25 protein-coding genes and 1 pseudogene are annotated in these 26146 nt (G+C 64.9%); 3 read left to right on the top strand and 23 right to left on the bottom strand.

The annotated features are described in order from the left end of the window. Positions 1-73: 73 nt before the first annotated feature. Positions 74-868 (bottom strand): glutamate racemase, encoded by a 795-nt coding sequence (gene murI, locus KIH81_RS07150; RefSeq protein WP_214304728.1) that lies wholly within the window; start codon positions 866-868, stop codon positions 74-76. Between the two features lie 48 nt (positions 869-916). Between murI and dapF the strand changes: the two genes are divergently transcribed. Further along, the gene (dapF, locus tag KIH81_RS07145) at positions 917-1810 is read left to right on the top strand and encodes a diaminopimelate epimerase (protein ID WP_214304727.1); all 894 of its coding nucleotides are present in this window, start codon (positions 917-919) and stop codon (positions 1808-1810) included. A 211-nt stretch (positions 1811-2021) separates the two neighbouring features. Here dapF and KIH81_RS07140 read toward each other — a convergent pair whose 3' ends face one another. Further along, positions 2022-2600 (bottom strand): vitamin K epoxide reductase family protein, encoded by a 579-nt coding sequence (locus KIH81_RS07140; RefSeq protein ID WP_214304750.1) that lies wholly within the window; start codon positions 2598-2600, stop codon positions 2022-2024. A gap of 230 nt (positions 2601-2830) precedes the next feature. On the opposite strand from KIH81_RS07140, the gene KIH81_RS07135 reads away from it, so the two are divergent. Next, complete coding sequence (locus tag KIH81_RS07135) at positions 2831-3724, top strand: PHP domain-containing protein (RefSeq protein ID WP_214304749.1); 894 nt, start codon at positions 2831-2833, stop codon at positions 3722-3724. Between the two features lie 378 nt (positions 3725-4102). On the opposite strand, the gene KIH81_RS07130 is transcribed toward KIH81_RS07135, so the two are convergent. Both KIH81_RS07130 and KIH81_RS07125 read right to left on the bottom strand, forming a co-directional pair. After that, the gene (locus tag KIH81_RS07130) at positions 4103-4327 is read right to left on the bottom strand and encodes a DUF3107 domain-containing protein (protein WP_214304726.1); all 225 of its coding nucleotides are present in this window, start codon (positions 4325-4327) and stop codon (positions 4103-4105) included. Between the two features lie 621 nt (positions 4328-4948). Continuing rightward, positions 4949-6469: pseudogene (locus KIH81_RS07125) on the bottom strand (phosphotransferase); the annotation flags it as partial. Positions 6470-6595: 126 nt separating this feature from the next. On the opposite strand from KIH81_RS07125, the gene KIH81_RS07120 reads away from it, so the two are divergent. Further along, positions 6596-8158 carry an ATP-dependent helicase gene (locus KIH81_RS07120; RefSeq protein WP_214304724.1) on the top strand — a complete coding sequence of 521 codons (1563 nt, stop codon included), beginning with the start codon at positions 6596-6598 and terminating at the stop codon, positions 8156-8158. A 503-nt stretch (positions 8159-8661) separates the two neighbouring features. On the opposite strand, the gene KIH81_RS07115 is transcribed toward KIH81_RS07120, so the two are convergent. The 19 genes from KIH81_RS07115 to KIH81_RS07025 form a co-directional block, all read right to left on the bottom strand. Continuing rightward, on the bottom strand, positions 8662-8979 hold the full coding sequence (locus KIH81_RS07115; RefSeq protein WP_214304723.1) for a hypothetical protein: 318 nt from the start codon (positions 8977-8979) through the stop codon (positions 8662-8664). Continuing rightward, positions 8976-9869, bottom strand: coding sequence for a peptidoglycan recognition protein family protein (locus KIH81_RS12085; protein WP_236029395.1), 894 nt, complete (start codon positions 9867-9869; stop codon positions 8976-8978). Before KIH81_RS12085 ends, KIH81_RS07115 begins: the two co-directional genes overlap by 4 nt. A gap of 14 nt (positions 9870-9883) precedes the next feature. Further along, positions 9884-10345: a hypothetical protein gene (locus KIH81_RS07105; RefSeq protein ID WP_214304722.1), complete on the bottom strand. Its 462-nt coding sequence runs from the start codon at positions 10343-10345 to the stop codon at positions 9884-9886. 18 nt (positions 10346-10363) lie between these two features. Beyond that, positions 10364-12214: a hypothetical protein gene (locus tag KIH81_RS07100; RefSeq protein ID WP_214304721.1), complete on the bottom strand. Its 1851-nt coding sequence runs from the start codon at positions 12212-12214 to the stop codon at positions 10364-10366. Positions 12215-12284: 70 nt separating this feature from the next. Continuing rightward, positions 12285-13403: a hypothetical protein gene (locus KIH81_RS07095; RefSeq protein WP_214304720.1), complete on the bottom strand. Its 1119-nt coding sequence runs from the start codon at positions 13401-13403 to the stop codon at positions 12285-12287. Next, on the bottom strand, positions 13400-15007 hold the full coding sequence (locus KIH81_RS07090; protein WP_214304719.1) for a phage tail spike protein: 1608 nt from the start codon (positions 15005-15007) through the stop codon (positions 13400-13402). Before KIH81_RS07090 ends, KIH81_RS07095 begins: the two co-directional genes overlap by 4 nt. Before the next feature lie 12 nt (positions 15008-15019). Further along, positions 15020-15814 (bottom strand): phage distal tail protein, encoded by a 795-nt coding sequence (locus KIH81_RS07085; RefSeq protein WP_214304718.1) that lies wholly within the window; start codon positions 15812-15814, stop codon positions 15020-15022. Then, a complete protein-coding gene (locus tag KIH81_RS07080; protein WP_214304717.1) occupies positions 15811-19482 on the bottom strand; it encodes a hypothetical protein in 3672 nt (1223 codons plus the stop codon). Before KIH81_RS07080 ends, KIH81_RS07085 begins: the two co-directional genes overlap by 4 nt. A 19-nt stretch (positions 19483-19501) precedes the next feature. Next, a complete protein-coding gene (locus KIH81_RS07075) occupies positions 19502-19645 on the bottom strand; it encodes a hypothetical protein (RefSeq protein WP_214304716.1) in 144 nt (47 codons plus the stop codon). 167 nt (positions 19646-19812) lie between these two features. Further along, on the bottom strand, positions 19813-20232 hold the full coding sequence (locus tag KIH81_RS07070; RefSeq protein WP_214304715.1) for a hypothetical protein: 420 nt from the start codon (positions 20230-20232) through the stop codon (positions 19813-19815). A gap of 124 nt (positions 20233-20356) precedes the next feature. Then, entirely contained in the window at positions 20357-20875 is a 519-nt protein-coding gene (locus KIH81_RS07065) for a hypothetical protein (protein ID WP_214304714.1), read from the bottom strand. Further along, entirely contained in the window at positions 20872-21378 is a 507-nt protein-coding gene (locus KIH81_RS07060) for a hypothetical protein (RefSeq protein WP_214304713.1), read from the bottom strand. Before KIH81_RS07060 ends, KIH81_RS07065 begins: the two co-directional genes overlap by 4 nt. Positions 21379-21417: 39 nt before the next feature. Beyond that, the gene (locus KIH81_RS07055; protein ID WP_214304712.1) at positions 21418-22764 is read right to left on the bottom strand and encodes an Ig-like domain-containing protein; all 1347 of its coding nucleotides are present in this window, start codon (positions 22762-22764) and stop codon (positions 21418-21420) included. A 17-nt stretch (positions 22765-22781) separates the two neighbouring features. Then, entirely contained in the window at positions 22782-23597 is an 816-nt protein-coding gene (locus tag KIH81_RS07050; RefSeq protein WP_214304711.1) for an Ig-like domain-containing protein, read from the bottom strand. Between the two features lie 5 nt (positions 23598-23602). After that, positions 23603-24472 carry an Ig-like domain-containing protein gene (locus KIH81_RS07045; RefSeq protein ID WP_214304710.1) on the bottom strand — a complete coding sequence of 290 codons (870 nt, stop codon included), beginning with the start codon at positions 24470-24472 and terminating at the stop codon, positions 23603-23605. Between the two features lie 68 nt (positions 24473-24540). Next, a complete protein-coding gene (locus tag KIH81_RS07040) occupies positions 24541-24957 on the bottom strand; it encodes a hypothetical protein (protein WP_214304709.1) in 417 nt (138 codons plus the stop codon). Beyond that, entirely contained in the window at positions 24954-25235 is a 282-nt protein-coding gene (locus KIH81_RS07035; RefSeq protein ID WP_214304708.1) for an HK97 gp10 family phage protein, read from the bottom strand. Before KIH81_RS07035 ends, KIH81_RS07040 begins: the two co-directional genes overlap by 4 nt. A 1-nt stretch (position 25236) precedes the next feature. Next, a complete protein-coding gene (locus tag KIH81_RS07030) occupies positions 25237-25623 on the bottom strand; it encodes a hypothetical protein (RefSeq protein ID WP_214304707.1) in 387 nt (128 codons plus the stop codon). Next, a complete protein-coding gene (locus KIH81_RS07025; protein ID WP_236029393.1) occupies positions 25620-26141 on the bottom strand; it encodes a hypothetical protein in 522 nt (173 codons plus the stop codon). The genes KIH81_RS07030 and KIH81_RS07025 overlap by 4 nt, the downstream gene beginning before the upstream one ends. Positions 26142-26146 lie beyond the last annotated feature (5 nt).

The following is a 26146-nucleotide window of genomic DNA, read 5'->3' as shown; positions in this document are numbered from 1 at the left end:
TAAGAAAACCCCTGCGTTGGCTAATGGATTCGAGCTTACGCGCGCCGACTGGACAAGGGAGGATTGGCGAGGCCTAGCGGCCCAGCAAGTCGCGCGAGAGCGCGGCAATACGCTCGGACGGGTCGGAATTGGCGAGCTCCACGCCGCCGTCCGAGCCCTCCGGGGCCAGCTGGCCCAGCGACTCCAGCACCACGCCGAGATGGCGGACCGTACCCTCGTTGCCGTCGATGATCGCGGCGCGTTCCGGCAGCAGCTCACGGAAGTAATCACGGTAGAACACGAAATGCGTGCATCCGAGCACCACCGAGTCGATGCGATTCAGGTCGTACTGGTCGAAGTACCCGTGCAACGTGCGCATCACCAGGTCATGGTCGCCAAGCCGGCCGGACTCCACGATCTCCACCAGATCGGGGCAGGGCTCCTTGTAGATCTCGTTGTCGGAATCGAAGCGTTCCATCAGCTTGGCGAACTTGCGTTCGCGCAACGTCAGGGGAGTGGCGGCCACGATCACGCGCTGCGGGATGTGATGCGGGTCGGACGGCACGTCGCCGCGGTCGCAGGCCACCTTCAGCGCCGGCTCCATGCCGATGATCGGGATGTCGTAATGCTCGCGCAGCTCGTTGACCGCAGCGGAGGTGGCGGTGTTGCAGGCGATGACCACGGCCTTGACGCCCCGCTCCACGAAGCGCTCCACAATGGCGAAGCTCAACGCGCGCACCTGCTCCGGCGTCTTGGTGCCATACGGCGCGTTCGCCGAATCGCCGAAATACAGCACATGCTCGGCCGGCATGTCCCGGACGATCTGACGTACCACCGAAATGCCGCCGAGGCCCGAATCGAACACGCCAATCGGAGCCAAAGAACTCATGCCTGATTCCTCCCTGTGTTGTGTCACTACCAGAGTACTCTGTAAGCCATGAGTCTTCCGCAACAAGTGACCAAGGCACACGCCACCGGCAACGATTTCGTCGTCTACCTCGACCGCTCCGGCAAATTCGAACCCACGCCCGAGGAGGTCCGCTTCCTGTGCGACCGCCACTTCGGCATCGGGGGCGACGGCCTCATCCGTCTGACCCGTCCCGATTTCGTCTCCGACCTGAGCGACGACCAGATCTCGGACGCGCTCGCGGGCGGTGCCAAGTGGTTCATGGACTACCGCAACGCCGACGGCTCGCTGGCGGAGATGTGCGGCAACGGCACGCGCGCCATCACGCTGTTCGCCCAGCGCGTGGGCGTGGCCGATTCCACCGAACCGTTCCGTCTGGGCACGCGCGCCGGCGTGAAGATCCTCACGCCCCGCGGCAACATGAAGCCGTACGGCGCCAACGTGTTCCAGGTCGAGATGGGTCAGTGGCATATCGGCGAACAGGACGCCTATGAGGTCACCATTCCCGGAACCGCCGGCGCGGCCCGCGGCACGTTCGTGGACATGGGCAATCCGCATGTGGTGGCGGTGATCGAGGACGCCTTCGCCACGCTGCCCCGCGTCGAGGACCTGGACCTCGTGACCAAGCCCGAGGTCCGTCCGATCATCGAATCCGATCAGAACGTGGAGTTCGTGCGCATCGACGACATCGACGAGAACACCGGCGTGGGCGAGGCCACGATGCGCGTCAACGAGCGTGGCTGCGGCGAGACGCTGTCCTGCGGCACCGGCCTGTGCGCCACGGGCATCGTGCTGCGGTCCAAGACCGGCATCGGCCACTGGGACATCACCGTGCGTGGCGGCACCCTGCGCGTGGACGTGACCGACCATGACGTGCGTCTGACCGGTTCGGCCACGCTCGTCGCCGACGTGACGTTGCTGTAAACGAAAGGGCGGCCCTGAAAGGCCGCCCGATGTTTATTACCTTGACTCTGTTGCGCCAAGATCGGCATGGATCCCATTGGACTACCCCTCAGTCGGCTTCGCCGACAGCTCCCCTGACAAGGGGAGCCAAGATAAGGACCATGTCAATCTTGGTGTAACAGAGCCATTACCTTTGTGCTGCCGGTGCCGCGAAGCAATCCGGAGCAATCGACTACGCAAACAGCGCCGCGCCCTCGGTCACGAGGATGAGCACCACGATCGCCACGATCCACAGCACATCGATCATCAGGTCGATGTTGAGCCGGTAGTACTTCGCCAATCCGGCGGGAACCTCGCCGTCCTTGCCGGTCGGCAGCCCCTGTACGGCCACGGTCGCATGGCTCAGCGCCATGAACTGGATGGTGGTGGAGAACATGAGCGTCAGGCACCACGGGCACAGCGCGTGGATCACGAACAGCGACTGCGTGCTCAGCCAATACGAGTATGCGAGCGCCGCAAGCCCGCCCAGCCAGGTGCAGGCGGCGAACCAGCGCGGCACGCGCACGCGGGCCAGACCGATCACCGCGATGGTCACGAACACGCTTTCCGCCGCGATGCCGAAGAAGGCGTTCGGATAGGACAGTCCGCCGAACTTCACGATCTCCGCCTGCCAGGATTGGGCCACCGTGGAGCAGGAGATCACCGCGTTCACATCGCAACCGAGCGAGGCGGAGGGGTTGCGGGCCAGCTGCAGCGTCTCCGCGGACAGGATGAACGAGGTACCCAGCGCCACAGCGGAGGCGATCAGCATAATGAGGTACGTCCACGTGGCGCCGTGACGCCATCCCGAAAGCCCCGTCGCGTTCCCGGAGCCTGCCGCGATCTGCGGCTCCCCGGTACCGGAAACGTCGGCGTGCTTCTGTCCAACGGTCGCGTTGCTGCTCATACCTACCCCCTGAATATGGATGCTGCGCTCCAGCGTAGCGTCTGCGGTTGTCATGCGGCCTGTCCGAACGGGAAACGCCGGTGAAACGGGTTACGATAAAAGGTATGACTGGATACGTGATGCCTGTGGCGCCGCCCGCAACCGGATGGGACATCCATTGCCATACCGTCTTCTCCGACGGCACAGAGACACCTGCCACGCTCGCCGAGCAATCGAAGGCGCTCGGCCTGAAGGGCGTATCCATTTCCGACCATGACACCACCGCCGGCTGGCAGGACGCCGAAACCGCGGCCCGTCGGATGGGATTGCCGCTGCTGCGCGGCACCGAGATCACCGCCACGGACGAGGACGTGTCCGTACACATGCTGGGCTACCAGTACGATCCCGCCAGCCCGCATATCGTGAACCTGTTCGCCGCCACCCGCGAGGCTCGTCTGCGACGCACGCAGCGCATGGTCGAACTGCTCGCGCGCGATTACCCCATCTCCTGGGAATCCGTGCTCGCGCAGGTGCGTGAGGGCAGCAAGACGACGATCGGCCGACCACACATCGCCGACGCGCTGGTCAGCGCCGGCGTGTACGAGAACCGTTCGCAGGCTTTCGCCGATGCCGTCAACTCGTCTTCCAAGTACTACATTCCCACGCCGTCGCCGACCTCGCACGAGGTGGTGGCCGCGGTCAAGGAGGCCGGGGGCGTGGTGCTCGTCGCCCACGCCGGCGATCTGAGCCGCAACCGGCGGCTGCTCTCCGATGGGCAGATCGAGACGCTGGCGCGGGAGGGTTTGGATGGTCTGGAAGTGTGGCATCGCGGCAATCCGCCCGAACAACGCGAACGGCTGCTGACGCTGTGCCGCCGCTTCGGTCTGCTGGTCACCGGCGGATCCGACTGGCATGGCAAGGGCAAGCCGAACGGACTGGGGGAGAACCTCACCGATGAGGCCACCGTCGCCGAAATCGTGCGTCGCGGGGTGCTGCCGCTGTATCGGTAATCCTGAAAATAAAAAAGGCTCTGTTAAACCAAGATTGACATGGCCCTTATTCTCGGCTCCCCTTGTCAGGGGAGCTGTCGGCGAAGCCGACTGAGGGGTAGTCAGACATGGATTCATGTCAATCTTGGTTTAACAGAGCCTAAAAAAATCCGTTAAACCAAGTTCCACCGAACTACCCCTCAGTCCGCTTCGTGGCCAGCTCATCCTGCAATTAGGGACGAACTTCGTTCGCAGTCCACTGGCTCGACTGTCGTCTCGCACATCGCCTACAAACAGCTCTGCTGTTTGCATCACGGCGATGTCCTGACAAGGGGAGCCAAGAATGAGTGGTGGCACGTCAGTTTTGGTTTAACGGAGCCAAATACGGGAAGCCGCGCGTCACAGCGCGCCGAAACCGACGGCGTGCTTGGTTTCGGAGCCGATGATGGCGTATCCCAGCGCCTTGGCCGGCACGATGATGCGGCGGCCCTTGTCATCGGTCAGGTCGATGGTCGTACCGGTCTTGACGGCCTGCGCGATGACCTGGCTGACCTTGTCGGCTGAGTCATCGGTGCTGAAGTTCACCGGTCGAGCCACGTTCTGAATGCCCAGTTCGATGTCCATGAATGCTCCTCGCTTTCGGCCTCGCGGCCGCGGGTTGTTCGGTTGTGTGTCAATGGTTCCATTGTGCCGCGTGCGCGCGGCGGTGCCGGACGGTTACGCGCTCGGCGTGGCCTCTTCCGCGGTGCCGTTCCCCGCGGTGCCCGAGACGGGGGTCGAGTCGCCCGTATCGTCCGGATCGATGTCGGCGTCGGCAGGTGCGACAGTGGCATCGGGGGTGACATTGGCGGAAACCGTGGAATCTTGGGATTCAGCGGTTCCGTCACCGGCCGGTGTGCCCGCGTCATGCGTCTCGTCCGTGTGCTCCGGCGTCGCCGGGCTGCTCGGCGAACTCAGCGGGTTGCCGTCCTCGTCGTAGCCCTCCAGTCCGGCGTGCGCGTCGCGCAGGGCGCGTTCCTCGCGTTCCAGCAGCGGAATGACCGTGGTCTTCGCGGTGGAGGAGTGCGAGAACCGTTCGCCGGTGTCGTCGGAGTCCATCAGGACATTGCCGGCCACCGGGCCGTGCAGGCTGACCGGTCCCGGGAACAATGGCCTCGGATGGGACATCGGGCGGCCGTTGGACTGCGTGGTGCCAGCGCCGCCGAAATGGCCGTGCGCGTTGGCATTGCCGGTCGTGCCGGTGCCATTGACGCCGGTCGAAGCGCCCGCGGCGGACTGGTTGCGCGATTCCTGCGACTGGCCGGCCTTCTCCTGACGGTCCATCTCCAGCAGTTCCTTGAGGGTGATGGTCACCGAGGAATGCGGGGACGACGTGGCATGGGACGGCTGCGGCTTGGTCGAACCGGTGCCGCCGAATCCGGGGCGGGAGCCGCCGGCAAGCGGGGTGCTGGCCAGTGGATGGTCGGCCGTGCGGTCGGCTGCCGGTGACGAGCCGACCACCGGCGTCATCCCCACCTGACCCGCCGCCGAAATTTCGGCGGAACCGGTGCGATCCGGGTCGGGGGTGTCGTCGGAAACATCGGCGGACTCGGCCACGGTCACGGACGAACCGGAGGCGCCGGAACCGCGACGCTCATCGTCCTGCAGCAGCGTGCCCACAGTGATGGTCGACGGCGAACCGGGCTTCGTTTCGCGCGCGCTGGCCTCCTTGGCGTCCGGTGCCGGCGTGGTGTCCCGGCTGATGATGCCGAGCTGATGCGCAAGACGTTCCACCTGTGCCTTGAACTGCATGATGCGGTCGTTGTCGCCGCGGTTGATGGCCTGGATGAACTCGCCTACCTGCTCCATCTGCAGCCACAGGTTGGCGCGCAGCATGATGAGGTCGTCCAGTCGGGAGCCCATCATGCGACCGTAGGCGGCGAGCACAGCGTTGCGGTGCGATTCGTCCAGCTTGCCGAAGATCCACGCCAGATCGCGGGCCGGGTCGTTGACCTGCATGTCCTGCCAGTTGGTCACGGCGGTGATGGTGGAGCCGGAGAACAGGAAGTCGCCGTCCGAGAACCCGCCGTGCACGGTGCAGGTGGCGAACGACCACAGTCCCTCGGTCTCGATGACGCGCGCCCAGCTGTTGGTGATTTCGGTGGGCACGTGACCGGCCGAGCGCAGACGCCTGATCCATGCGGTCAGCTGCGAGCGGATCTGGCCGGTGGTGAACACCGGGTACTTGGCGGCGTTCAGAAACGCGGGGGAGAGACGATGGATGGCGCCGAGCGCGGTGCCCACCGCCGCGCAGTCGTCCAACGTCAGCAAATCCAGCGGACGCGACTGGCCGTCACGGTGGGCGGCGATCAGCACGGTGGTCGAACCGGTGGGGCTCGGCTTGCTGGTATCCACGGTGGCCGTGGCTTTGACGGTCTCCTCGTCCTTGTTGAACGCCTGGGCGGTGGCGGTCTGACCGGGCTTGGACACGTCGCCGGGGGCGAACGCGATCACGCGGTCCAGATCGAAGCCGAGGCCTCCGGGCTCGCGCGCGGCGGCCAGCGTCTGCGCGGCCTTCACGCGACGGACCAAACGGGTGCGACCCGCCGCGGTGTCGGTGGCATATACGTCATACAGGCGGCCCGAGGCATCCTGCACCACGGCCTGATCGATGCCTTTGGCCTCGTCGGTCGAGCTGGCCTGCGCGCTCTCCCTCACGCCGGCGACCGCCAGGTTCGGCAGGACGGCCGAAGTCAGCGCCGCCAACACATAGTTGCTACGTTTCATCACCCTTTAACACTAATACATGCCTTGTGCGGAAAGGCCGGTCGACACCATCGAATGAGCCATTTGCGCGGCATGCGGCGTCTCGGACAGTCCTGGTCCGGGCCGGAGCGTGCCACAATGGAGGGCATGGAACAGGCGCAGACGATTCTCGAAGGCCTTGACGGACAGCAGCGGCGGGCGGCCACCACGCTGAACGGGCCGGTGCGCATCATCGCGGGCGCGGGCGCGGGCAAGACGCGCACGGTCACGCGGCGCATCGCCTACGCCTGCGCCACCGGGGCGTGGAAGCCGGAGCGGGTGCTCGCCGTCACGTTCTCGGTCAAGGCGGCCACCGAGATGCGCGTGCGCCTCGAACGGTTGGGCGTCGGCGGCAGCGCGCGGCAGGGAGCCGGCAACGGGGTCACGGCCGCGACCTTCCATTCGGCCGCGCTGAACCAGCTCAACAGCGTCTGGGCGGATGTGTGTGAGGCGCCCTTCCCGCATCTCATCGAGGACCAGCGGGACACCGTCGCCCGCGCCATCATGCACGTCACCGCGCAGTCGGACGTCGATCCGCTCACCGTGCGCGACGTGCTCGCCGAAATCAACTGGGCCAAGATCTCCCTGGTGGCCGTCGAGGATTACGCGCGCGTGTGCGCGGCCGCGAACCATCTGCCGCCCGCCGGGCTTGACGCCGAACGATTCAAGTCCATCTACGACGAGTATGAGCGGGAGAAGACCTCCCGCGGCGAAATCGACTTCGACGACATCCTGCTGCTCGTCTGTCACATCATGGACGATTTCCCCGAGGCGGCGGCGCAGATCCGTTCCACCATCGGCTGGCTCACCGTGGACGAGTACCAGGACGTCTCCCCGCTGCAGCACCGGCTGATGACCCTGTGGCTGGGCGGCGGCGGGCCGGACGGCAAGGCCGCCATGAACCGCAACGTGTGCGTGGTGGGGGACCCCGCGCAGACCATCTACTCGTTCGCCGGCGCGTCCAGCTGGGATCTGCTGCGATTCGCGGACGAATTCGGGCCGCTCGCCGCGGACATCAACCTCGGCACCGACTACCGTTCCACGCCCGAGGTGGTGAACCTCGCCAACCGGGTGCTCGCGGCCGCACCGAACCGCGACGACTACCTGAAACTCGTTTCGGCGCGTGAACCGGGGCGCCGCGTGAGCCGGACCGTGTACGAGACCGACGTGGAGGAGGCCCAGGGGGTGACGGCCCGCATCCGCAAGCTCATGGCCGCCGGCGTCAAGCCCTCCGACTGCGCGATCCTGACGCGCATCAACGCGCAGCAGCCGGTGTTCGGCGCGGCGCTGCGTGCTGCCGGCATCAAGTTCCGCGTGCGCAAGGACGCGGGTTGGCAGTCGTCCGCGCTCGCCGGTGAGGCCGCGGCCAAGCGTGCGCTGCTGGAGGCCATGGGGCTGGACGCCACCGGATTGAAGCTCGAGGACGATCCGGGCGTCACGATCTCCACCATTCACGCGGCCAAGGGCCTGGAATTCAAGCATGTGTTTCTGGCGGGCTGCTCCGAAGGCCTGCTGCCGTACGGCGCGCCCGAACCGGGGGAGACGCTGGAGGAGGAACGGCGGCTCATGTACGTGGGCATCACCCGAGCCGAGGATTCGCTGCACCTGTCCTACGCCCGCACCAAGGACGGCTATGGCGCCCAGCAGCGTCGTCCCTCGCGGTTTTTGTAAGGCGTTAAATCAAGATTGATATGGGGCATTTATTCTCGGCTCCCCTTGTCAGGGGAGCTGGCGGCGAAGCCGACTGAGGGGTAGTCAGACACGGATTCATGTCAATCTTGGTTTACCAGAGCCTTTTGCAATGATGTGGCGAGGGCCGTCGTTGCCCACATTCTGCCCACTTATTTTCCGGAATAAGGCAAAATGTAGCCAAGAATGAGCCGATGCCCATTGGGATGATTGATTCCGCCGGCATTCCAACGGTCTAGAAAAGTGGGCAATGAGGGACTCGAACCCCCGCCCTGCGGATTCCGGAGCCCTTGTGAAATGGCTGTTTCCCCTTACGGGAGTAGGGCTGAGAGACTTTTTCGTGTTTTATGGAATTTGGTATTATTTACCGCTATTTCCGAAAAGTGTGGCCAAAATGTGGCCAAAAACGACGTCTGCTCCGGCAAAAGGGAATCGGCCCTGTCCGGCCCGCGGTGATGCGATGCCGGACAGGGCCTTGGTGATTATTATGCCGCGTGTTTTGGTGTGTTGACGTTGCCGACGTTGAGCAATGCGTCGAGCCAGTTGTTGGTGATGCCGACGGCTTTGAATGCCGAGTAGGCGATTTGGGTGCCGCCGACGACGGCGAGGATGCACGTGACCCAGTCGCCGGGCGTGTTGGGGATGCCGCCGAGGAGGCCGGTGGCGGCGCCCGCGGCGAGGCTGATGGCGAGGCTTACCCATCGTGCGGTGGTGCCGGTCATGGCCTGGGTTTTGATGAGCTGCACGACCCATGGGATGACGAGCACGCTGATCAGGGTGCTGATGGCCTGGATGATGGTCATGCGTTCCCCTTGAGTCGTGTGGCGACGCGGTCGGCGATGGCGTCGAGCTGGGTGTCGGACAGGGTGATGGTGTCGGGCAGCGTGGTGTCGTCGTCGGGGATGCCGCACAGTCGTTTGAGCATGAGGGTGATGCGGCGGACGCGGTCGCCGGTCATGCTGTTGTTGAGGTCGGGCACGGTGGTGGTGTCGTCGTCGGGGATGCCGGTGTAGCGTTTGAGGCTCATGAGCATGCGGGCCAGTCGCCCGTCGTTGCGTTGGGCGATGGCGAGGGTCTTGTTGGCGGCGGTGTCGGTTCCCTGGACGCGGTCGCGCATGAGGACTCCGTTCTGGTCGAAGTTCCAGACGGCGTTGGCGATTTCCTGTGCGGTGGGCATGTTGTCTTCTCCTTGGATCTGGTCGTAGTATTCCTGGGCGCGGCGCATGTATTCGTCGCGTTGCGTGTCGGCGATACTGGCGGGGCAGGCGGTCGCCTGGAAATGGTTGTGGGGGTACACGTTGACGAGCCATTCAGGCCGTCCGAGACCGTAGTGGTGGCATAGGGCGGCCACGAGGTGCGCGCCGTTGTCGAGCGTGGCCTGGCTGATGAGCCACGGGCTGGTGGAGACGTCGGCGTGTTCGATGCCGATGGACGTGAGGTTCGCGTCCCAGTCGCCGGAGTGCCATGCGGTGTCCGTGTCGTTGACGAGGCGTCCGATGCGCCCGTTGGCGTCGACCTGGTAGTGGGCGGACGCGGCGCGGGTCTGCCACACGTTCCAGCAGTCCGGTATGGACAGGTTGCCGGCGTTGTGGTGCAGCACGATCTTGTCGACCGTGCGGCCCGCGCGGCCCGGCGTGTAGTGGGTGTTCAGGAGCATGGTCTCGTCGGTGGCGAGCGTGTTCCAGTCCTGCATGCGGTTCTCCTTTCCTAGTCGTTGTCGTGGTGTGTTTTGGTGTAGTCCCAGTCGCAGTCGGCGAGGCGTTGCTCGTAATCCTTGGTGAGCCAGTCGAAGCGGGCGTGGCCGAGCCCGTTGCCGCCGCGGTCGAGGTATTCGCGGCCGGCCTCCAACTGGCGTTCGTGCTGGGTGCGGCTTCGGGTGTGGGCGAACAGTTCGGCGCGCAGCTGGTTGAGTTGGAGCTGGCGCATGTCGTCGCGGATCTCGAGCCGGTCCTGGTCGGCCTTGTCGAAGCGTTTCCAGTCGCGGTCGAGTTTGTCGCGCACGTCCCGGATGACGGTGCTGTCCTCCAATGCGTCGTCGAGGTCCTCGCGGGTCAGGAGCCGGTCGTGCCGGTCGATGCGGGCGAGCAGCCATGTGACCAGGGGCACGGTCGCGCCGCCGCTGAGCACGCCCAGCAGGACGGTGGCCCATAAGGGGATGGTTCCGGTCAATGGGTTCCTTTCGTTTGGTCAGCTGCTGATGCGGACAAGCGCGGTGCGGCTGTTGGACACGGAGCCGCCGCTCTTGGTGGTCTGCCATTCGAAGTAGGCCATGCCGCCCGAGGCCATGCTGACGACGGCCCAGCCGATGAACACCTGGGCGCTGCCGTCATAGGTCGCGTTGCCGCCGACCGCGACACCGCCCTGGGCGGGGAATGACTTGTTGCCCGCGTTGCACAGGATCGACGCGCTGGTGGTGCCGTTGCCGTTGAGCGAGCCGACTCGCGCGTACCACAGGATCAGGTACGTGCCGGCGCTGGGCGCGGTCAGATTGCCTAACGTCTGGCCGTTGGACAGGCTGCTGCCGGACAGGGAGCCGGTCCTGTACGCGAGATTCGGCTTGAGGTTGTTCAGGTCGGTTTTCGTCGCGTAGGTCGAGCTCGCGTCGGCGCTTTTAAGGAACACGCTGGTCGCGTTCGAGATGAGCTTGTTGACATCGCTCTCGCTGATACCGTCCTGACCGTCACGGCCCGGCTCGCCTTGGGGTCCTGCGGGGCCTTGAGGACCTTCGGGGCCGACAATCGATTCGCCTGGGTCGCCTTTCTCACCTTTCTCGCCCTGCTTGCCTTGCGGGCCGGCGATGGGGATTTTCGCGTGCAGATCTGTCGTATCGCCGTTCTTGACGAGCGCGAGACTGAATCCCTCTTCTGCTGTGACTGTTTCGGAGGATGCTGTCTGGAACGGCATGGGGCCGACCGGGCCGACTGGCCCTTGGATGCCTTGGATGCCTTGCGGGCCGGGCTCCCCTTGTGGGCCTGGCGTGCCGACGTTGATGTTGCTGATCTGCGTGCCGACGGTCACATAGTCATCTGCGACGGTCTCGACGTGATAGCCGCGTCCATCGGAACCGATAAGGCCGTCGCCCACCTTCACCATGTCGGCGAGCGGAGTCGGCAGACTGCTTTTCGAGACCTGGCTATTGGGCTCGATTGCGACGGATGCGAGCATGACGTTCGTGCCTGCGGGACCCATGAAGTCGCCATGTTCCTGCCACGCGCCGTTCGTCCACAGCCACAGGTCGCGGCCGACAAGATATCCGTCACCTTCCTCCATTCCTTCGGTGGGTAGGCCTTCCTGACTCGTGGCGCTGCCGCGGATGCGTAGTCCAGCGCCGGTGATGCCTCGTGGTCCTTGGACGCCTTGGACGCCCTGTGGCCCTTGGATTCCCTGTGGACCGGGCTTGCCGCGGGGAATCCAGAAATCGATGGTCTTCACGTCGCCGTTGTCCCGCAGCTCGACGCGGGCGGGCTGGTCGTAGTCCACCGTGGTCACGGTGCCGATCTCCAGGCCGAAGTTCGCGGCGAGATTCTTGACAAGCTCGGCGTAGTCCGCACAGGATTCGTGAATTTCCTCCATGGTCTGGAGCATGGCCTCGAAATAACCGCGTCCGTCCGCGATCTTCAGGTTCAGGTTGATGTTGGCCGGATCCACGATGGCCTTGAACGGGCGGGAAGCGATGATCGAACCGTCCGAGTCGATGAGATCCACTCCCATGACGATCTCGCCGCTGCGGGCGAGCGCGCCTTGTGGGATGGCGGCTTCGAATGCCATGGTGGTGTCGTCGTTGACGCGGGTCATGGGTACGAAGTCACCGGCTGCGGTACCGTCCGCGAGGCTGAGTGCGCTGACGGCGGTGGGGTCGTTCGTGTTGAATGTGAGTCGTGCGGTCACGCCGGTGTCGGCGACGGGTACGTGGTCGTCGGTGACACGTACGTGCAGGATGCGGCCCATGTAGTCGCCCTGGTTGATGCGGATGGGTTCGCTCGGATCGTCCGCTAGATCCAGCGTCTTGTACTTCGTGCGATGGTTTTTCAATGCCATGCCGGGCTCCTTCGGGTAAAAGAAAAGCCACCCACTGGTGTGGATGGCTTCGGATTGGTTGGGTGTTGGGTTATGAGAGTTTGGCGAGGACGGGGGTGACGGTCTCGTCCACGCTTGTGCTGGGGCTAACGAACAGGTTCAGGTTGTACGTGCCGGCAGTGAGCGTGGCCTCGTATTTGCTCGCGCCCGTGTTGAGGTAGCTTGTGCTGCCGGCCTTGATTTCGGCCTTCACGTTCGTCGCGCCACTCAATCCGATGTGGTATTTGCCTGCCGCGAGGGTCACGGATTTGCCGTAGATGGGCCACGCGCTGGACGTGGACGTTCCCCTGACATGCACGCTGCTGCCGGAGCGGATGAACGTGACTCCTCCCGTGGTCAGCGACGTGCTGTCGGGGAACTGCCAGATATTGTCGTCCAGGTTCAACGCGGTGAACACGCCGATGGAGGCATACCCGTCGCCGGTCTCGGTGAACGTCGCCGTCGGCAGTGCGATGGCGCCGATGGTGGCCTTGGTGACCGAGGAGGGCTGCTGCGTGTTGACGGTCTGCCCGTCGGACACCTGCTCGCCGTTGACGAACACGTTCGTGTACTGGCTGGTCGATGACCAGTAGCCGGTGGCGACGAGGATGAGGCAGTTGGCCGCGGTGGATGCGGTGCAGTACTGGTTGAGCGCGGTCACGCCGTCCTGCGAGGAGGTCGTCTTGCTGGTGAACCATCCGCTGCCGCCGACGGTCTGCCATACCTGCTGCAGCAGGGATTGGCTTTTGTTGATGGCCTTGATGACCGCGAGCGTGCCCTTGTTGACCGGGTTGCGGGCCATGCGGGAGAGCATCCTGCCGGAACGGCAGAACTCCATGAGCCTGTCCGTGTCCGTGGCGAGGAGGGTCATCTCCTGTTCGCTGGTCACGTCCGTCTCGTCCAGGCCGAGCGCGTGGGCCGCGTCCGCGCTCAACCGGATGCACGCGACCGCCAGCGGACTGTTCCTCACCTGTGCGAGCACGGTCGCGTCGGCCTGCAACTGGGCGAGCGTCATCGCGTCCCGGCCGAGGGCCTTGCAGGCCACGGCCGCGGCGTCGTCCGCTGAGATGAGTTGCAGTCCGGCCTTGGCATGCAGGAGGAGCACGTCCGTGGCCGTCAGGGTCTCGGCGGGTTCGACCGTGCCGACGCCGCCGGAGGACTGGATGATCATGCTGTGGCTCCCTTCAACGCCGCCAGTCGGACGGTCAGCGCGGTGGCGGGCGTGGCGGTCACGTCCACGCGGATCGAACCGGCGGGTATCGTGCTGTCGGAGTCATGGTCGAGGACGATGGGCTGGCAGGCTCCCCACAGATCGAGTTGGGCTCGTATCGGGGGAGGGCCGGCCACGATCGACGCGGGCAGGTCCGCCACCTGCTTCGTCGCGGAAAGCCCGCCATTGAACTCCGCGACGGTGAACGTGACATCGGTCATGCCGCCCACCATGTTGACCTGCTGCATGGCCGACTGGGCCACCGTGTTCGCCGTCACGGCGGTGGTCTGCGCCGCATCCGCCTTCGAGGCCGCAGCCGAGGCCGCGGTGGAGGCGGCGGCAGCCGAAGACACGGCCGTATCCACCTTCCCGGTCAGTCCGCTGGCCTCGCTCAACGCGGAACTGGCCGCGTCGTGCGCACTGGCCGCCACGTTCGCGGATGCATCCCACACGGGTTTGCCGGCATTGACGATTTCGACGGTCCTGTTCACCGTGGTCTGCCGTTGGGACACGTTCTCGATGACCGAGCCGAGCGTGATGGTCGAACCGGCCTCGTTAAGCAGATCCTCCACGTATTCGCTAATACGCGCTTCCAACCGGAGTGCGGGAGTGAAACACGTGTCAATGACCTGGATCATGTCGCCGATATCGAGTTTGGACACGTCCATGCCGGCCGCCTTCAGCGTGCTCACGCTCGCCTCATAGGTGACCTTCGGCTTGCTGAGCGACGCGAGGTCGGCGACCGCCGCGTCGTAGAGCTTCGAGACGCTGTCGATGTCCGAATGCTCGACGACGCCCACGGCCGGAATCCGGCCGCCCTTGCCGTCGGGCAGGCCCCATTCCGCGAGCGCGCTCTCGTCCGCGTCGAGATATGGTTTGCCGGCGACACCGGTGATGGTTATGGGCTTGTCGTCGCCGTTCTCGTCCTCCTTGCTTTTCCCGTACACGTACAGGCGGGTTATCACGTCCTGGTCCGAGAACGTCCGCCGCACGCTGTCCAGGCTCGATCCGAACTCGAAACGCTGCCTCGTGTCCTCGCCGACGCGGTGGACCAGCGACACGTAGCGTTGCTCCACGCCCGTGCCGGTGCCGAGCACCTTGATGCGGGTCGCTATCTCCAGGCCGAGCGTGTCGGCCACGGACTTGAGCGCGTCGTACCCGCAGACGCGCTCCAACGTGAGCTCTATCGAGTCCATGTCCGTGGCGATCTCGCCCACCTGCCAGCGGGTGCCCTCGACCACGTACTCCAGCGCGCGGCGGGGCGACACGACGGTCTCGTGGTACGAGTCGATGTACCGGGCCGTCTGCAGCTCCTGAACCGAATTGACGAAATGCGGGCTGCTGACGAACGACTGCTCGCGCGTCTCGTCCGGGCTGGTGCACACGTATTCGCGCCATTCTCCGTCGTTGAGCAGCAGACGGTCGCCCTTGTCCACGCCGGTGTCGCAGGTGATGTCCAACGTGTCCTGCCATTCATCGCCGATGCTGCGAGTGACCTTCGCCTCCACCGGGTTCGCTATCTCGCCCTTGGGATTGCCCCAACGGTCGAACAGGATGAAACGCATACGGGCCTCCCGTCAGATGCGGTTGTGTGGATGGTAGGTCACCGTCGCGGTCCCAGCGCTCACCTGCGCCATCACCACGCCTGGTGTCAGCACCGGATAGTCGGAATCGACCGTGGGAAACACGGGAGCGTTCCCGTACGTGCTTTCCCGGCTGTCGCAGTCCACGAGCAGCTTCCTGACACCGTCTGCGTTCGCCAGGTTGTAGACCAGTTGCATTCCGTTGACGGTGATGTAGAAACGCTTCGTGCCGGCCGACGGCAGCGCCTCGATGACGGGGCGGCTCGGACGGTTGCCTTTGATCCACACTCCCCGCTCCGTGGTGGACAGGTCGAACGAACGGGCGTCGCCTATCAGGTCGGGGTTGGCGAGCATGGTCAGGTCGCAGGTCGAGTGACGGTATATGCCGCCGTGCCCGTACACGTCCGACCATGTGCCGACCGTGAGGAAACCCTCGTACCGGCCCGGCAGGGAACCCCATTCCAGGGTCGTGTCCGTGCCGTCGAGACCGCCCAGCATGATTTTGGTCTCCACGGCCTCGGGCTCGCGGCCGGTGGTGGCCACGTGCATGGTGATGGTGCGCCTGTCCGTGTAGGCGTGCCCCGACTCGTCCAGCAGCGTGCGGTTCACGCTGCCCGACAGGCCGGGCACGTTCACGAAATCAGTGGACGCCGAGGCGGCCTCTATCTCGACGCCGCCCAGCAGCAGGTTCAGCCCGTAATCCCGGATGGGCTTGCCGCCCAACCGCAGGCCTGACTGGTCGACCGGGATGCGCCGCCGGTCGAACGCGCCCAATGGCATGAGACTCATTTGATGATGCCCCTCTCACGTCGTTTCGCCAGTTCGCTGTCGACGGCCGGCGCGATGGCCAGCGCCAACTGCTGCGGCGTGCGGTACACCTGCAGTTCCGGCAATCCGGCCAACGCGCGCACGACCGCCGTGTACACGGCTTCGCCGAGCTGCTCCGCGGACAATCCTCCCGACGCGGAACGCGCGGACACGGTGCCGTTCGTACCTGTGGCCTGCGCCGCCTGCACGCCGACGCCCATCGTCGCGTCGCCGCCGAGATTGTCATGCACGTCTCGCATGACTCCACGGATGGTCCGTACCGCGGCGGGTGTTGCAGAATCCATGCCTTCGGCGAGCCCTTCGACCAGCGCCTGTCCCGAATACGGCGTCCATCCATGGCCCGAGAACGGGCCGCGCTTGGCAGGGGAATGCGGGAAGAACCCGCTGACCCAATCCATGACGCCCTTCACCGCATCGCCCGCCGCGCTGGCCATCGACTTGATGCCATCGATGAAACCTCGGATGAGCGCCTTGCCGGATTCGAGCAGCAGCGTGCCCGCGCCGGCGAACACGCCCTTGATGGCGTTGAGGATCCCCTTGGCGATGTTGCCGACCGCTCCGACCGCGTTCGAAAGAATGCTCTTGAACGCCTCCCACGCGCCCTTCCAATCGCCGTTGACCAGGGCGGTGATCATGTTGAACACGCCCTTGATGACACCAACCACGTTCCTCACCACCGCGGTGATGTTGTTGATGACCGCCGTGACATGGGGGACCATCGACTGCACCGTGGGCATCAGCGCGCCCGTGAGGAATCCCACGATCGTGCTGACCACATTGGAAACGACACCGATGATGCCCTGAATGACAGGCAATGCCGCATCGATGAGCGCCATGATGCCCTGCACCACCTCCGATACCAAAGGCACCAGCGACTGGATGACAGGTCCAAGCGCGACTATCAGATCGGTGACGAACTGCGCCACCTGCTGGATGATCGGCACCAGAGCGGAGGAGATCTGGCCGATGATCTCGCCGTTCGCCGCGATCACCTGCGTGATCAGCGGCAGGAGCGACGTGACCATACTCGTCAACGGAGGCAGTATCGAGGATACAAGCTGGCCGATGACCGGCATGATGGCCGTCAACGCGGCCATCAACGGTTCCATGACCGTCGGAATCAACGGCAGCAACGCCTGGATGATCGACCCGACCATCGGAATCAACGCGCCCACCGACTGGGTGATGACCGGCATGATCTGGCCGACCATTCCCTGAATCGACTGCATCAATGCGTCGAATGCCGGCTGCAGGGTCTGCAGTTCCGCCATGAAACGGGAACCCAACGCCGACGCCTGCGCGCCGAACGCCTGACTGAGCTCCGGCGTGGTGGCTATCAAGACACCTAGGGCCGCCGCGACCATGCCGATGGGGCCGGTGATGACGCCCAGGGCCCGACCGAACAGGGTGGCTCCCTCGCCCGCAGTGACGAACGCGCCGCCTATCAGCGGAATCTTCGAAAGCAGCTCCGTCAAACCGCTCGCACCCAGAACGCCGAACGCGGCACCAAGGGGAGCAAGCACGTCTCCGAAGTTCCGGAACACGTTACCCACCGCGTCCACGGCCTTTTGAAACGGCTGGGGAAGCAGATCAACCAGACCGGAGAACAGGGAGGGTATCGCGGACACCACGCCCGAAGCGATGGCGCCGATACGAGGAACGATGTTCTTTAACGCCGTACCAATGGAATCCGCAAGCTGCTGGCTCAAAGCGCCCATGTCGGCGTTCTCGTTGCCAAGACCCGCCAGCCAGTTCTGCCATGCGGCCTTCATCGAGTTCACGGAGCCCTCGATGGTGGTTGCGGCTTCCTTGGCCGTCGTGCCGCTGATGCCGAGATTGTGCTGCACTCGGCTGATGGCCTCGACTACGTCGCCGAACGAGTCGATGGAGAGGTCGTTGCCCTCCTTGAGGACGGCCGGCATTTTGTTCGCGTCGTCCATCAGGCGCTGCAGTTCGGCCTTGGTGCCGCCGTAACCCAGCTTCAGGTTGTCCAGCATGGCGTAGTTGCCTCGGGCGAGGCTCTGGTACGTCTGCTGGATGCTGCCGATGTCGGTGCCCATCTTGTTGGCGTTGTCCGACATGTCGATGATGGCCTGGTTGCCCATCTCGGCGGCCTTGGCGGTATCACCGCCCAGAGAACTCACGAGGCTCGCGGCGAAGCTCGTGACCTGGTTCATGTAGTCATTCGCGGAGACCCCAGCGGTTTTGTAAGCGTCGGCCGCATACTGCTGCACGGTGCCGCTGGCGTCCTTGAACAGCGTGTCCACGCCGCCGACCGCCTGCTCCCAGGATGCATAGGCGTCCAGCGCCTGCTTGCCTGCCGTCACGACCGATGCGCCTATGGCGGCGGCTCCGGCTCCGATGGCGGCCACGGCTCCGGTGGCCAGGCTCTTGATGGAGGACAAGGCGTTGCTGCCGAGCTCCCGGAACTTGCCGGCCGCATTGGATGCCATGCCGCCTAGTGCGGAGCCGATGGTGCTGGCGGCGGACTGGAGTCCGTCCGGCAGTTTGGACCATACCGCACTGGCCGCGGATGCGATATTTGACGTGTACCGTCCGAAAGTCGAGGACACCGACTGCATGGCCGACGACACATAAGGCGTGACGAGCTTTCCGAACGAACGGAATGGGCCGCTCATCTTTTCCACCGTCGGCGCGACCGCGGCGGCGATGGTCGACCCGAACGTCCTGACCGATGTCGCGGCGGAGTTCAGTCCGGAGGAGATATGGGCGGCGGCCTTGGTTCCGAACGAGCGCATGGGCTCGGTCCATTCCGAAACCTTTGCCCCGATCGTTCCGGCTGTTCTGGACGCCCAGCCTGATATGCCGGATCCCCAGCCCTTGAGGGTCTGTTGTGCAGCGTCCACGGCGGCCTTGAGCCCCGTCTGGATCTTCGCGCCCGCCTGCACCGCGAAACCATTCAATGATTGGATGGCGGTGGACACGAAACTGCTGATCTTCGCGCCCAACGGCTGCCATATCGCGTCCACTCCGAGCAGGCTACGCGCGAGGGAGCCGAACGCGCCGGACAGACTTGTGAACGAGGACTGACCGCGCGATATGCTGGAGAACCCGTTGGCGAACGAGCTGGCCATGGTCCTGAACGAGCCGGACACCGTGTCCGAGGATTTCTCGAGCTCCTCCTCGGCTGCCTTCAATGCCTTGACGGCATCGGCTTTGGCTTCGGCTGCCGCGTTCGATTTCTCCAATGCGGCGACCTGACGCAGCTGCGCTTTCTCGACATTGATGGCCGCGGTCTGCGCTTGGGTGGAATCCTCCCCGTATTTCGCGACCGCCGCGTTCAGTTTCTCCTGGGCCGCCTGCACGTTGACCGTGGCCTGCCGGTAGTTCAGCATCGCCGACGTGGCCTTGCTTGATGCCTGTGCCACGTCACGCTGGAACGATTTCAACACGTCCTGCGACATGTTGCCGGCACCGTTCTTGAACGAATTCTTGAAACCGGTACCGAAGCTCCTGCCAATTTTCGAACCGTCGCCGAACGCCTGGGAGAACCGGCTGGAACCGGACTTGCCGGCTCCCTGCATCTCCTTGTTGACTGCGCTGCGGAACCCCTTCATGGTGGGGAAAATCGAGATATGGCCGGTGCCGACCTCGGAACCGAATGCCATGACGGGCCTCCTTAAGGGATTACTGGAACATGCTGCTCATATGGGATTCGGCCTCGCGCACCTCATCGGCCGTGGGTTGGGAATCCGTGGTTATGGTTTCGCTGGAGGAAGCGCCGATGTCGCCCAGCAGCGCGCCGCCGCCAGACATGGACAGCAACACCATGTCCGAGGCATCCATCGGGAACGCCAGACCGAACGATGCCGCTCCCGAATACGTATGCGGGTCCGTCGTGAACGACTCATGCAGGGCGATGGCGTCCGCGTAGCGCAGACGGTCGCCCAGGTCACGTTCGAGACTCCACCCGGCTCGGGCGAAATCCGCACGTATCGCTACTCCGCCGTCGGTGCGGAGTGCCGCGCAGAAACTGGCGATTTTCCCAGGCCATCCACGCCCTGGGTGCGGGAGAGCGTCGCGCCATAATCCTGCAGCAGGTTGAATGCGACCTGCATAGGCTCGCTTTCGAGACGCTTGGCCTGATCCTCACCGGCGAATACGGTCAGGATGCGCTTGACCTGCTCGATGCTTTGCGAATCATCCGCCGCGCCGGACAATGCCTCGAAATCCTTGATGCTCAGGAACAGGGGCAGCTTGTAGATTGTGCCGCCTGGCGCCAACGCCCAGTATTCGCCGTTCTTGATGATGTGCCTGACGCGGGTCTGCGTCGCGGTCTCGGCGATGGCCTGCTCCTCGGCCTCGTCCGTCCACGCATCGAACTCGTCAATGGTGGGAATCTGCGTGTTTTCAGCCATATTCGGCTCCTATCCTTGAATGTCCTATCCGTGGATAAAGGGAATCCCCATGCGGCGGATAGGAGACCGCATGGGGACGTTTTGAAGCCCCGCGGGGAAGAAAGGCAGGAAACCCGCGGGGAAGCTAGATGATGTCGGGGCCGTCTATGGTCTCGTCTGCGGCGGCGTCGCCGATGCGGGTGAGTTTGGGTGTGAGCGTGACGGGTGGGTTCTCGGGCTGGCCCTGGTTGATGAGCAGATGGACGGTGATGGTCGTCTTCTCGGTGAGTGTGAACGTGCCGTTGCCTGACAGGATGTATGTGCCGGCGGGGTTGCGGAACCTGATGAACAGGCTCCATGAGATGAAGCATCCCTCCGCCTTGTATCGTCCGGCCTCCAGTTCAATGTCCCCGTACCAGCTGGAGCCCGCGGTCGCGGTGCCGTCGATGACGATGGTCCCGTTTTCGTTGTTCGTGACCGTGACCCCGTTGCGGGTGAACGGTGGAATGGTCGGGAACAGATTCAGGGGTTCGAGCACGGTCACGGGAATATGCCGGGTGATGTCACCGGCGGTCAGGACGAGTTCCGTGGTCCCGGGCGTGACGCCGGTGATGCGGAATCCGTTCTCTCTCTCTCTCTCTCTCTCGGTTGGTGCTTGTGTCATGCGAACGGGTCCTCCTCGCTGGTTTCGTCGGCCGCGGGCGTGGTGGTGCTGATGGTGAGCATGGGGGTGACGGTGCCGTCCACGGTCGGGTCGCGGGTGACGAACTGGATCGTGTACTCGCCGTCCTTGGGGACGTTGAACGACGTGCGGTTGCTGTTCGCGTTCGTCACGTTGGCGAGCTGCACGAGGGACGCCGTCGTGAACCCGGCCCCGTCGAACCGGGTCTTGGCGAGCGTGTACGTGCCGGCGGTCAGGATGATGGTGCCGAGCGGGACCAGGCTGTAGTCGCGTTTCTCACCGATGCCGCCCTTGGCGGTGAACGATGTCCCGTCGTCGGTGATGGCGTAGTTGATGCCGTTGTCCTCGCGCCAGATCGTGGTGATCGCGGGCATGAGGTTAGGTGGTTCGAGGACGGTGACGGGCACCGTCGCCGTGGCGTCTCCCGCGGTCAGGTTGAGGTTGGTCTGGCCGGTGTCGAGTCCGGCCACGGTGATGGTGCCCATGATGGGCCTCCTTGTGGTGGTGGGAGCCCCGTCATGGGGCTAGTGGGTTTGCCCGTCCCATGCGTTCAGCGCGTTGGGCGTGTATCGTTCGGCGAGTTGTCGCATGGTGAGACATTCGAGGTCGCCGGCGTCGATGAGCCGTCTCGCCAGGGCGAGGAGGGGCTTGTATTCGGATTGTTTGGTGTCCGTGTCGCCGGTGACCTGGTCGTCCGGGGGTACGTCGTGCGCGGTCACGACGGTGATGTACCCGGCTCGGGCCCATGTTTCGAGGCCCGCGAGTGCCTTGTCGTAGGGCACGGTCATGACCTCGCGTCGGGCGGGGTCGATGCTCGTAGCCGCGCCGCCGCCGTACGTGCCCCGGATGAGGGGCCAGCCGGCCTGCGTGAGGGCGCTGGTGTACGCGGGGCCGAGCCGGTTGTTCGTGCTGGCGACGTAGCTGGCTCGCGGCAGCCCGTCTATGCGGCTGGCCTGGGTCATGGCCTGGACGGTTTGCGTCCAGTCGCCGGACAGGTAGTCCTCGTCCGGGCGGCCTCCGCCTTCCATGCCGCTATACACACCCCAGTCGGTGAGGCCCGCGTCCCGCATGGCCTGGATGGATTTGTCCGTCACGCCGGAGTGTGTGGCGGACGAATCCCAGTCGAACGGGAGCCCGTATTCCGCGTACAGGCCGGTGAGGTTCACGGCCGAACGCGATGGACTGACGTCGTGGGTGAACACGATGACGCCTTTCTGCGTGGGGGGATTGACGATCAGTGAGTCCACCCAGATGCTTCCGCCCCGTTCGCAGATGAATTGGACTGTGGCGCCCGACTGCCATGCCATGCTGGTGAACAGGCACAGGTTCCATCCCGCGTGCAGGCCGTTCATCTGGTCGCAGCCCATGAGCTTCGCCAGCGAGCCGGCTTGGCCGATGCGGCCCATGCCCACGTTCGCGTAGCCGTTCTGCGGGTTGGGGGAAAGGGCTGTGGGTTCCACGTACACCCATATGCCGATGGTCTCGGCCTGTCGGGGCTTGTACGAAGGAAACAGGTCCGCGGTCAGTCCATCCTTGCCCGCCGGTGCGGTGATTTTGACGGCCTGCGTGGCGTATTTCACGTGCGTCGCGTCCAGACTCACGCCTTCGGGCAGGTCCGCGGGCAGGCTTGCCGGGACGGGCTCGAACACGCTTACTGTAAGCGCGGTCGTCACGTCCCCGGCTTGCATGGTGACGGTGGTGACTCCGGTCTTAAGCCCGGTCAGCTTGCCCCCCCCCGGAACGGAGGTCACCGAAACGATGGACGGGTCGGTGACCGTGAACGTCACGTCCTGGGATGCGCCTTCGGGCAGCACCCTATAGGACAGGTTCACGGTCTCGCCGACCCGCACGGTCACGGATTCGGGGCTCACGGTAATGCTTTCCGGGCTCACGCTAAAGGGGCCGGGAGCGTGACCGTTCCGACCGCGCGGGCGTTGGCTCCCTTGTTCTTCACGTCCACGACGGTCGCCACATCACCTTCCGCGCCGGACACCTGCCCGTTGGCCGGGTAGGCGAGCCAGCCGTCCGCGGTGGCGAGCACCTGGTCGTACGTGACCGTGGGCTTGTCCGCCTCGGCGGTGATCTTGTAGCGGCGCTGGAGGTCCGTGCCCAGGGCTTCCGCGACGGTCAGGGTCTGGCCGCCCGCACGCGCCTCGGCGGTCACGGTCAGGGCGTCGAGCGGGGGATTCTCCACGGTGAATTCCATGGTGGCGGTCTTGCCGCCGGCCGTTACGGTGATTGTGGTGGCGCCGGCTTTGAGCAGCGAGAGGATCTTGCCGCCCGCGGGGGCGCCGGTCTTGGTGAACGCGGCCACGTCCGGCTTCGAGGACTCCCATGTGAGGGTCTTGTCCGTCGCGTCCTCCGGCGTGATTTCGGCGGTCAGGGTCACGTCCGTGCCCAGGACGCCTGAGTTCACGGTGCTGGTGAACGCGACCGATTCGACCGGTACCGGAATCACCGTGATGGTCAACGGGTCGCTGGTGACGCCGTTCACGGTGGCGGTGATGTCCGTCGTGCCGGTGGCAGCGCCGGAGACCACGCCGTCGGTGACGGTGGCGTTGGCGGGGACGCTGGACTTCCATTTCACAGCCAGGGCCGGAGCCTGCGTCCCGTCCTCGTACAGGGCGGTGGCTTTCAACGTGATGGTGTGGCCGACCATGACCTCGGTCGGGGCGGATCCGCCGTCAGCGGCGGTTACCGTCACCGACGTCACGCTTTTGGGAGTACGTTCACCTGAGCGGCCGCGGTCTTCGCGCCGTCCGTGCTGGTTACGGTGACGGTCACCGGGGCGGTGGTCTCGGTCACGCCGTGCACCGTGACCTTCAGGCCGTCCTTTGTGACGGTCGCCTTGTCGGTGTCCGAGGATTCGACCGTGTAGGTCTGGTCGGCGGCGTCGGTCGGGGTGAATGCGACGGTGAATTCCACATCGGCGTCCACCTTCACATCGGCCGTGGCCGGAGTGAGGCTGATGGCCTCCACGGCGACGGGCTCGTTGGCCGGATCGTAGTAGGACTGCAGGTAACGGCTGTTGCCGGCGTCCACGGTGGAGTCGATCTGCCACTGGGCGGTCAGCGCGAGACCGGAGACCTCGCCGCGCGTATCCTGGGCCGGTTCGTTGCCGGTGATCTGGATGACGCCCAAGCGGCGGCGGACGATGTTGGACTTGTATACGGTCTCCTGGTAGGCGAACCACTTCGTGTCCTGGATGGTGTCCTTGACGTGGTACACGCCGTTGGCGTCTGGTTTGCCGATGGTCAGTTCGCGGGTGAGATCGTTGTCCTCGGCGACGGTGAACGCGAGCGTGAGGGACGGGTCTGCGTTGAGCGAGTAGCCGGGCTGGTGGAACTCAATCGCGTCGTCGCTGTCTCGCGCGTCTTGCGGCGCTCCGTCGGACGTGATGAGGCCCACGAACGAACCGTCCGCGAAGATGTCCGCGAGGGTGGTGAACGGGTCCTTGACGCCGGCGGCGATCATGGCCGCGACGAGCGCCTTGGACGGGTCGTAGGGGGCGAGCTTGATTTTCGAAGTGACTACGTACTTGACCTTTTCGAGGTCGTTGCCCTGCGCGTCTGCCGTCATGGCAGTGCTCCTTTCAGACAAAAGCCCCGGGCGCGCATGCTCGGCCCGGGGTGGAAACAATCGATGGGTTAGTTGAGGACTCCTGCCGCCGAGTATTCGACGGTCAGGTAGTAGCAGGCCACGTCCAGATCGTCGGTGACCGGGTAAGGGCCGTTGCACCCTTGCTCGACCACGGCGGCGACGGGCGAGCCTGCCGCGAACGGTATGGAATCGTCGGTGAGCAGGCCGTACACGCGGCGGGCGAGGTCCTTGCATGGCCTGTCGTTGGAGCGGGTCCATCCGGTGACGGTCACGCCGATGCTCCGATCGAACGAGATCCGGTCGGATTGGGAGCCGCCGTCGTCGCGCACGACGATCAGCGGATACGAGCCCCGGTAGTCCTGCGGTCGTTTGTTGCCCGCCTGCAGACCGGCGACGTCGGGGAGCCGGGCCCGCAGATACCCGCACAGCCACGCCTCCATGTCCGGAGGAAGCACGACGCTCATAGCTTCGCCGCCTTTATGGAGCGTGCCAGGTTGCCGGTGCGGGATTCGACGAGCATGGTCTTCGGGTCATGGCCGACCACCATGTAGGTGACGCGGTGCGCGCGTTGCACCTGTTCGACCGTCAGGCCGTTCCTGTATGCGCCCGTGTCCACCGGGGCGTTGGCCCTGGCGACGCTGAGGGCCTTTTCGGCCGCGCCTCGCGTCAGGGCCCGCACTCCGGCGGAGTTCAGGATTTCGTCGAAATACCGGTCGTTGAACTTCACGCTGACCGTGGCCATGTCATCCCCTCCATTCGTTGAGCTGGATTTCCAACGTGGGCCGCCAGCCGGTGAAGGCGTTCACGTCCCGGCTGGGGAAGCCGGACACCTCCCACATGCGTCCGTCGTCCGGTTTCGCCCGGATTCGGTCGCCTATGCGCACGTCGGCCATCGGGTTGTCGACGGTCAGGTACGCGACGCTCGTGGTCTGGTTGTCCAGGACGTCCGGGGTGCGCGTGCTGGACGAGGACGCCAACGCGCCGCGCAGTTCGAGGACGTCGGGATGCTCCCAGTCCTCGGCTGACTGCATCGGGTTGTAGGCGTCCGGGATGCGTGCGGCCCGCAATCGTTCGAACAGGGTCGCACCTCCCAGACGGAAGCCTCCGCCGAGATCATCGAGCAGGCTCACGGCAGCACCCCCAGCTTGTACGGTTTGAGCTTGGCGAGCTCGTCCGCCATCAAGGTGACGTTGTAGCTCACGGAACTGCCGTTGACCGACTGGCTGGCGATGACGCCGGCCGCGGCCATGCTGGCGCGTTTCGCCGCGTTGACGAGCACGCCCTGCACGTCCGGACAGTCGTCGTAGCCCGCGTGGATCGCATACCGTACGGCGGCCACGCCGACGGGGAACGTGCCGTTGACCGCCTCCACGAGACCGGTTTCCGGATCGTAGACATAGGCCAGCGGGTTGCCGGTCCGGTCGGTCAGACTCTCGATGCTGGTCACATGCCGGGCGGGCAGCCGGATGACCGCGCCGCCGCGCGAGTTGACCGCGCCCTCCAAGGGGAGGTTCGGCGTGATGTGCCACCCGCATTCCCTTCGTATCGCCGACTGCGCCGCCTTCAACCAGAACGACCCGTCCGTTTCGAACGCGGACGGGTCGGCGATGATGTCGGGAATCGGTTCGATGGTCTCGTCGGCCATCATGGCCT

Origin of the sequence: Bifidobacterium miconisargentati (assembly GCF_019331675.1) — a bacterium.
Classification (GTDB): domain Bacteria; phylum Actinomycetota; class Actinomycetes; order Actinomycetales; family Bifidobacteriaceae; genus Bifidobacterium; species Bifidobacterium miconisargentati.
The sequence above is the reverse complement of the archived record's forward strand: the minus strand, read 5'-3'. Positions and strand labels throughout refer to the sequence as shown.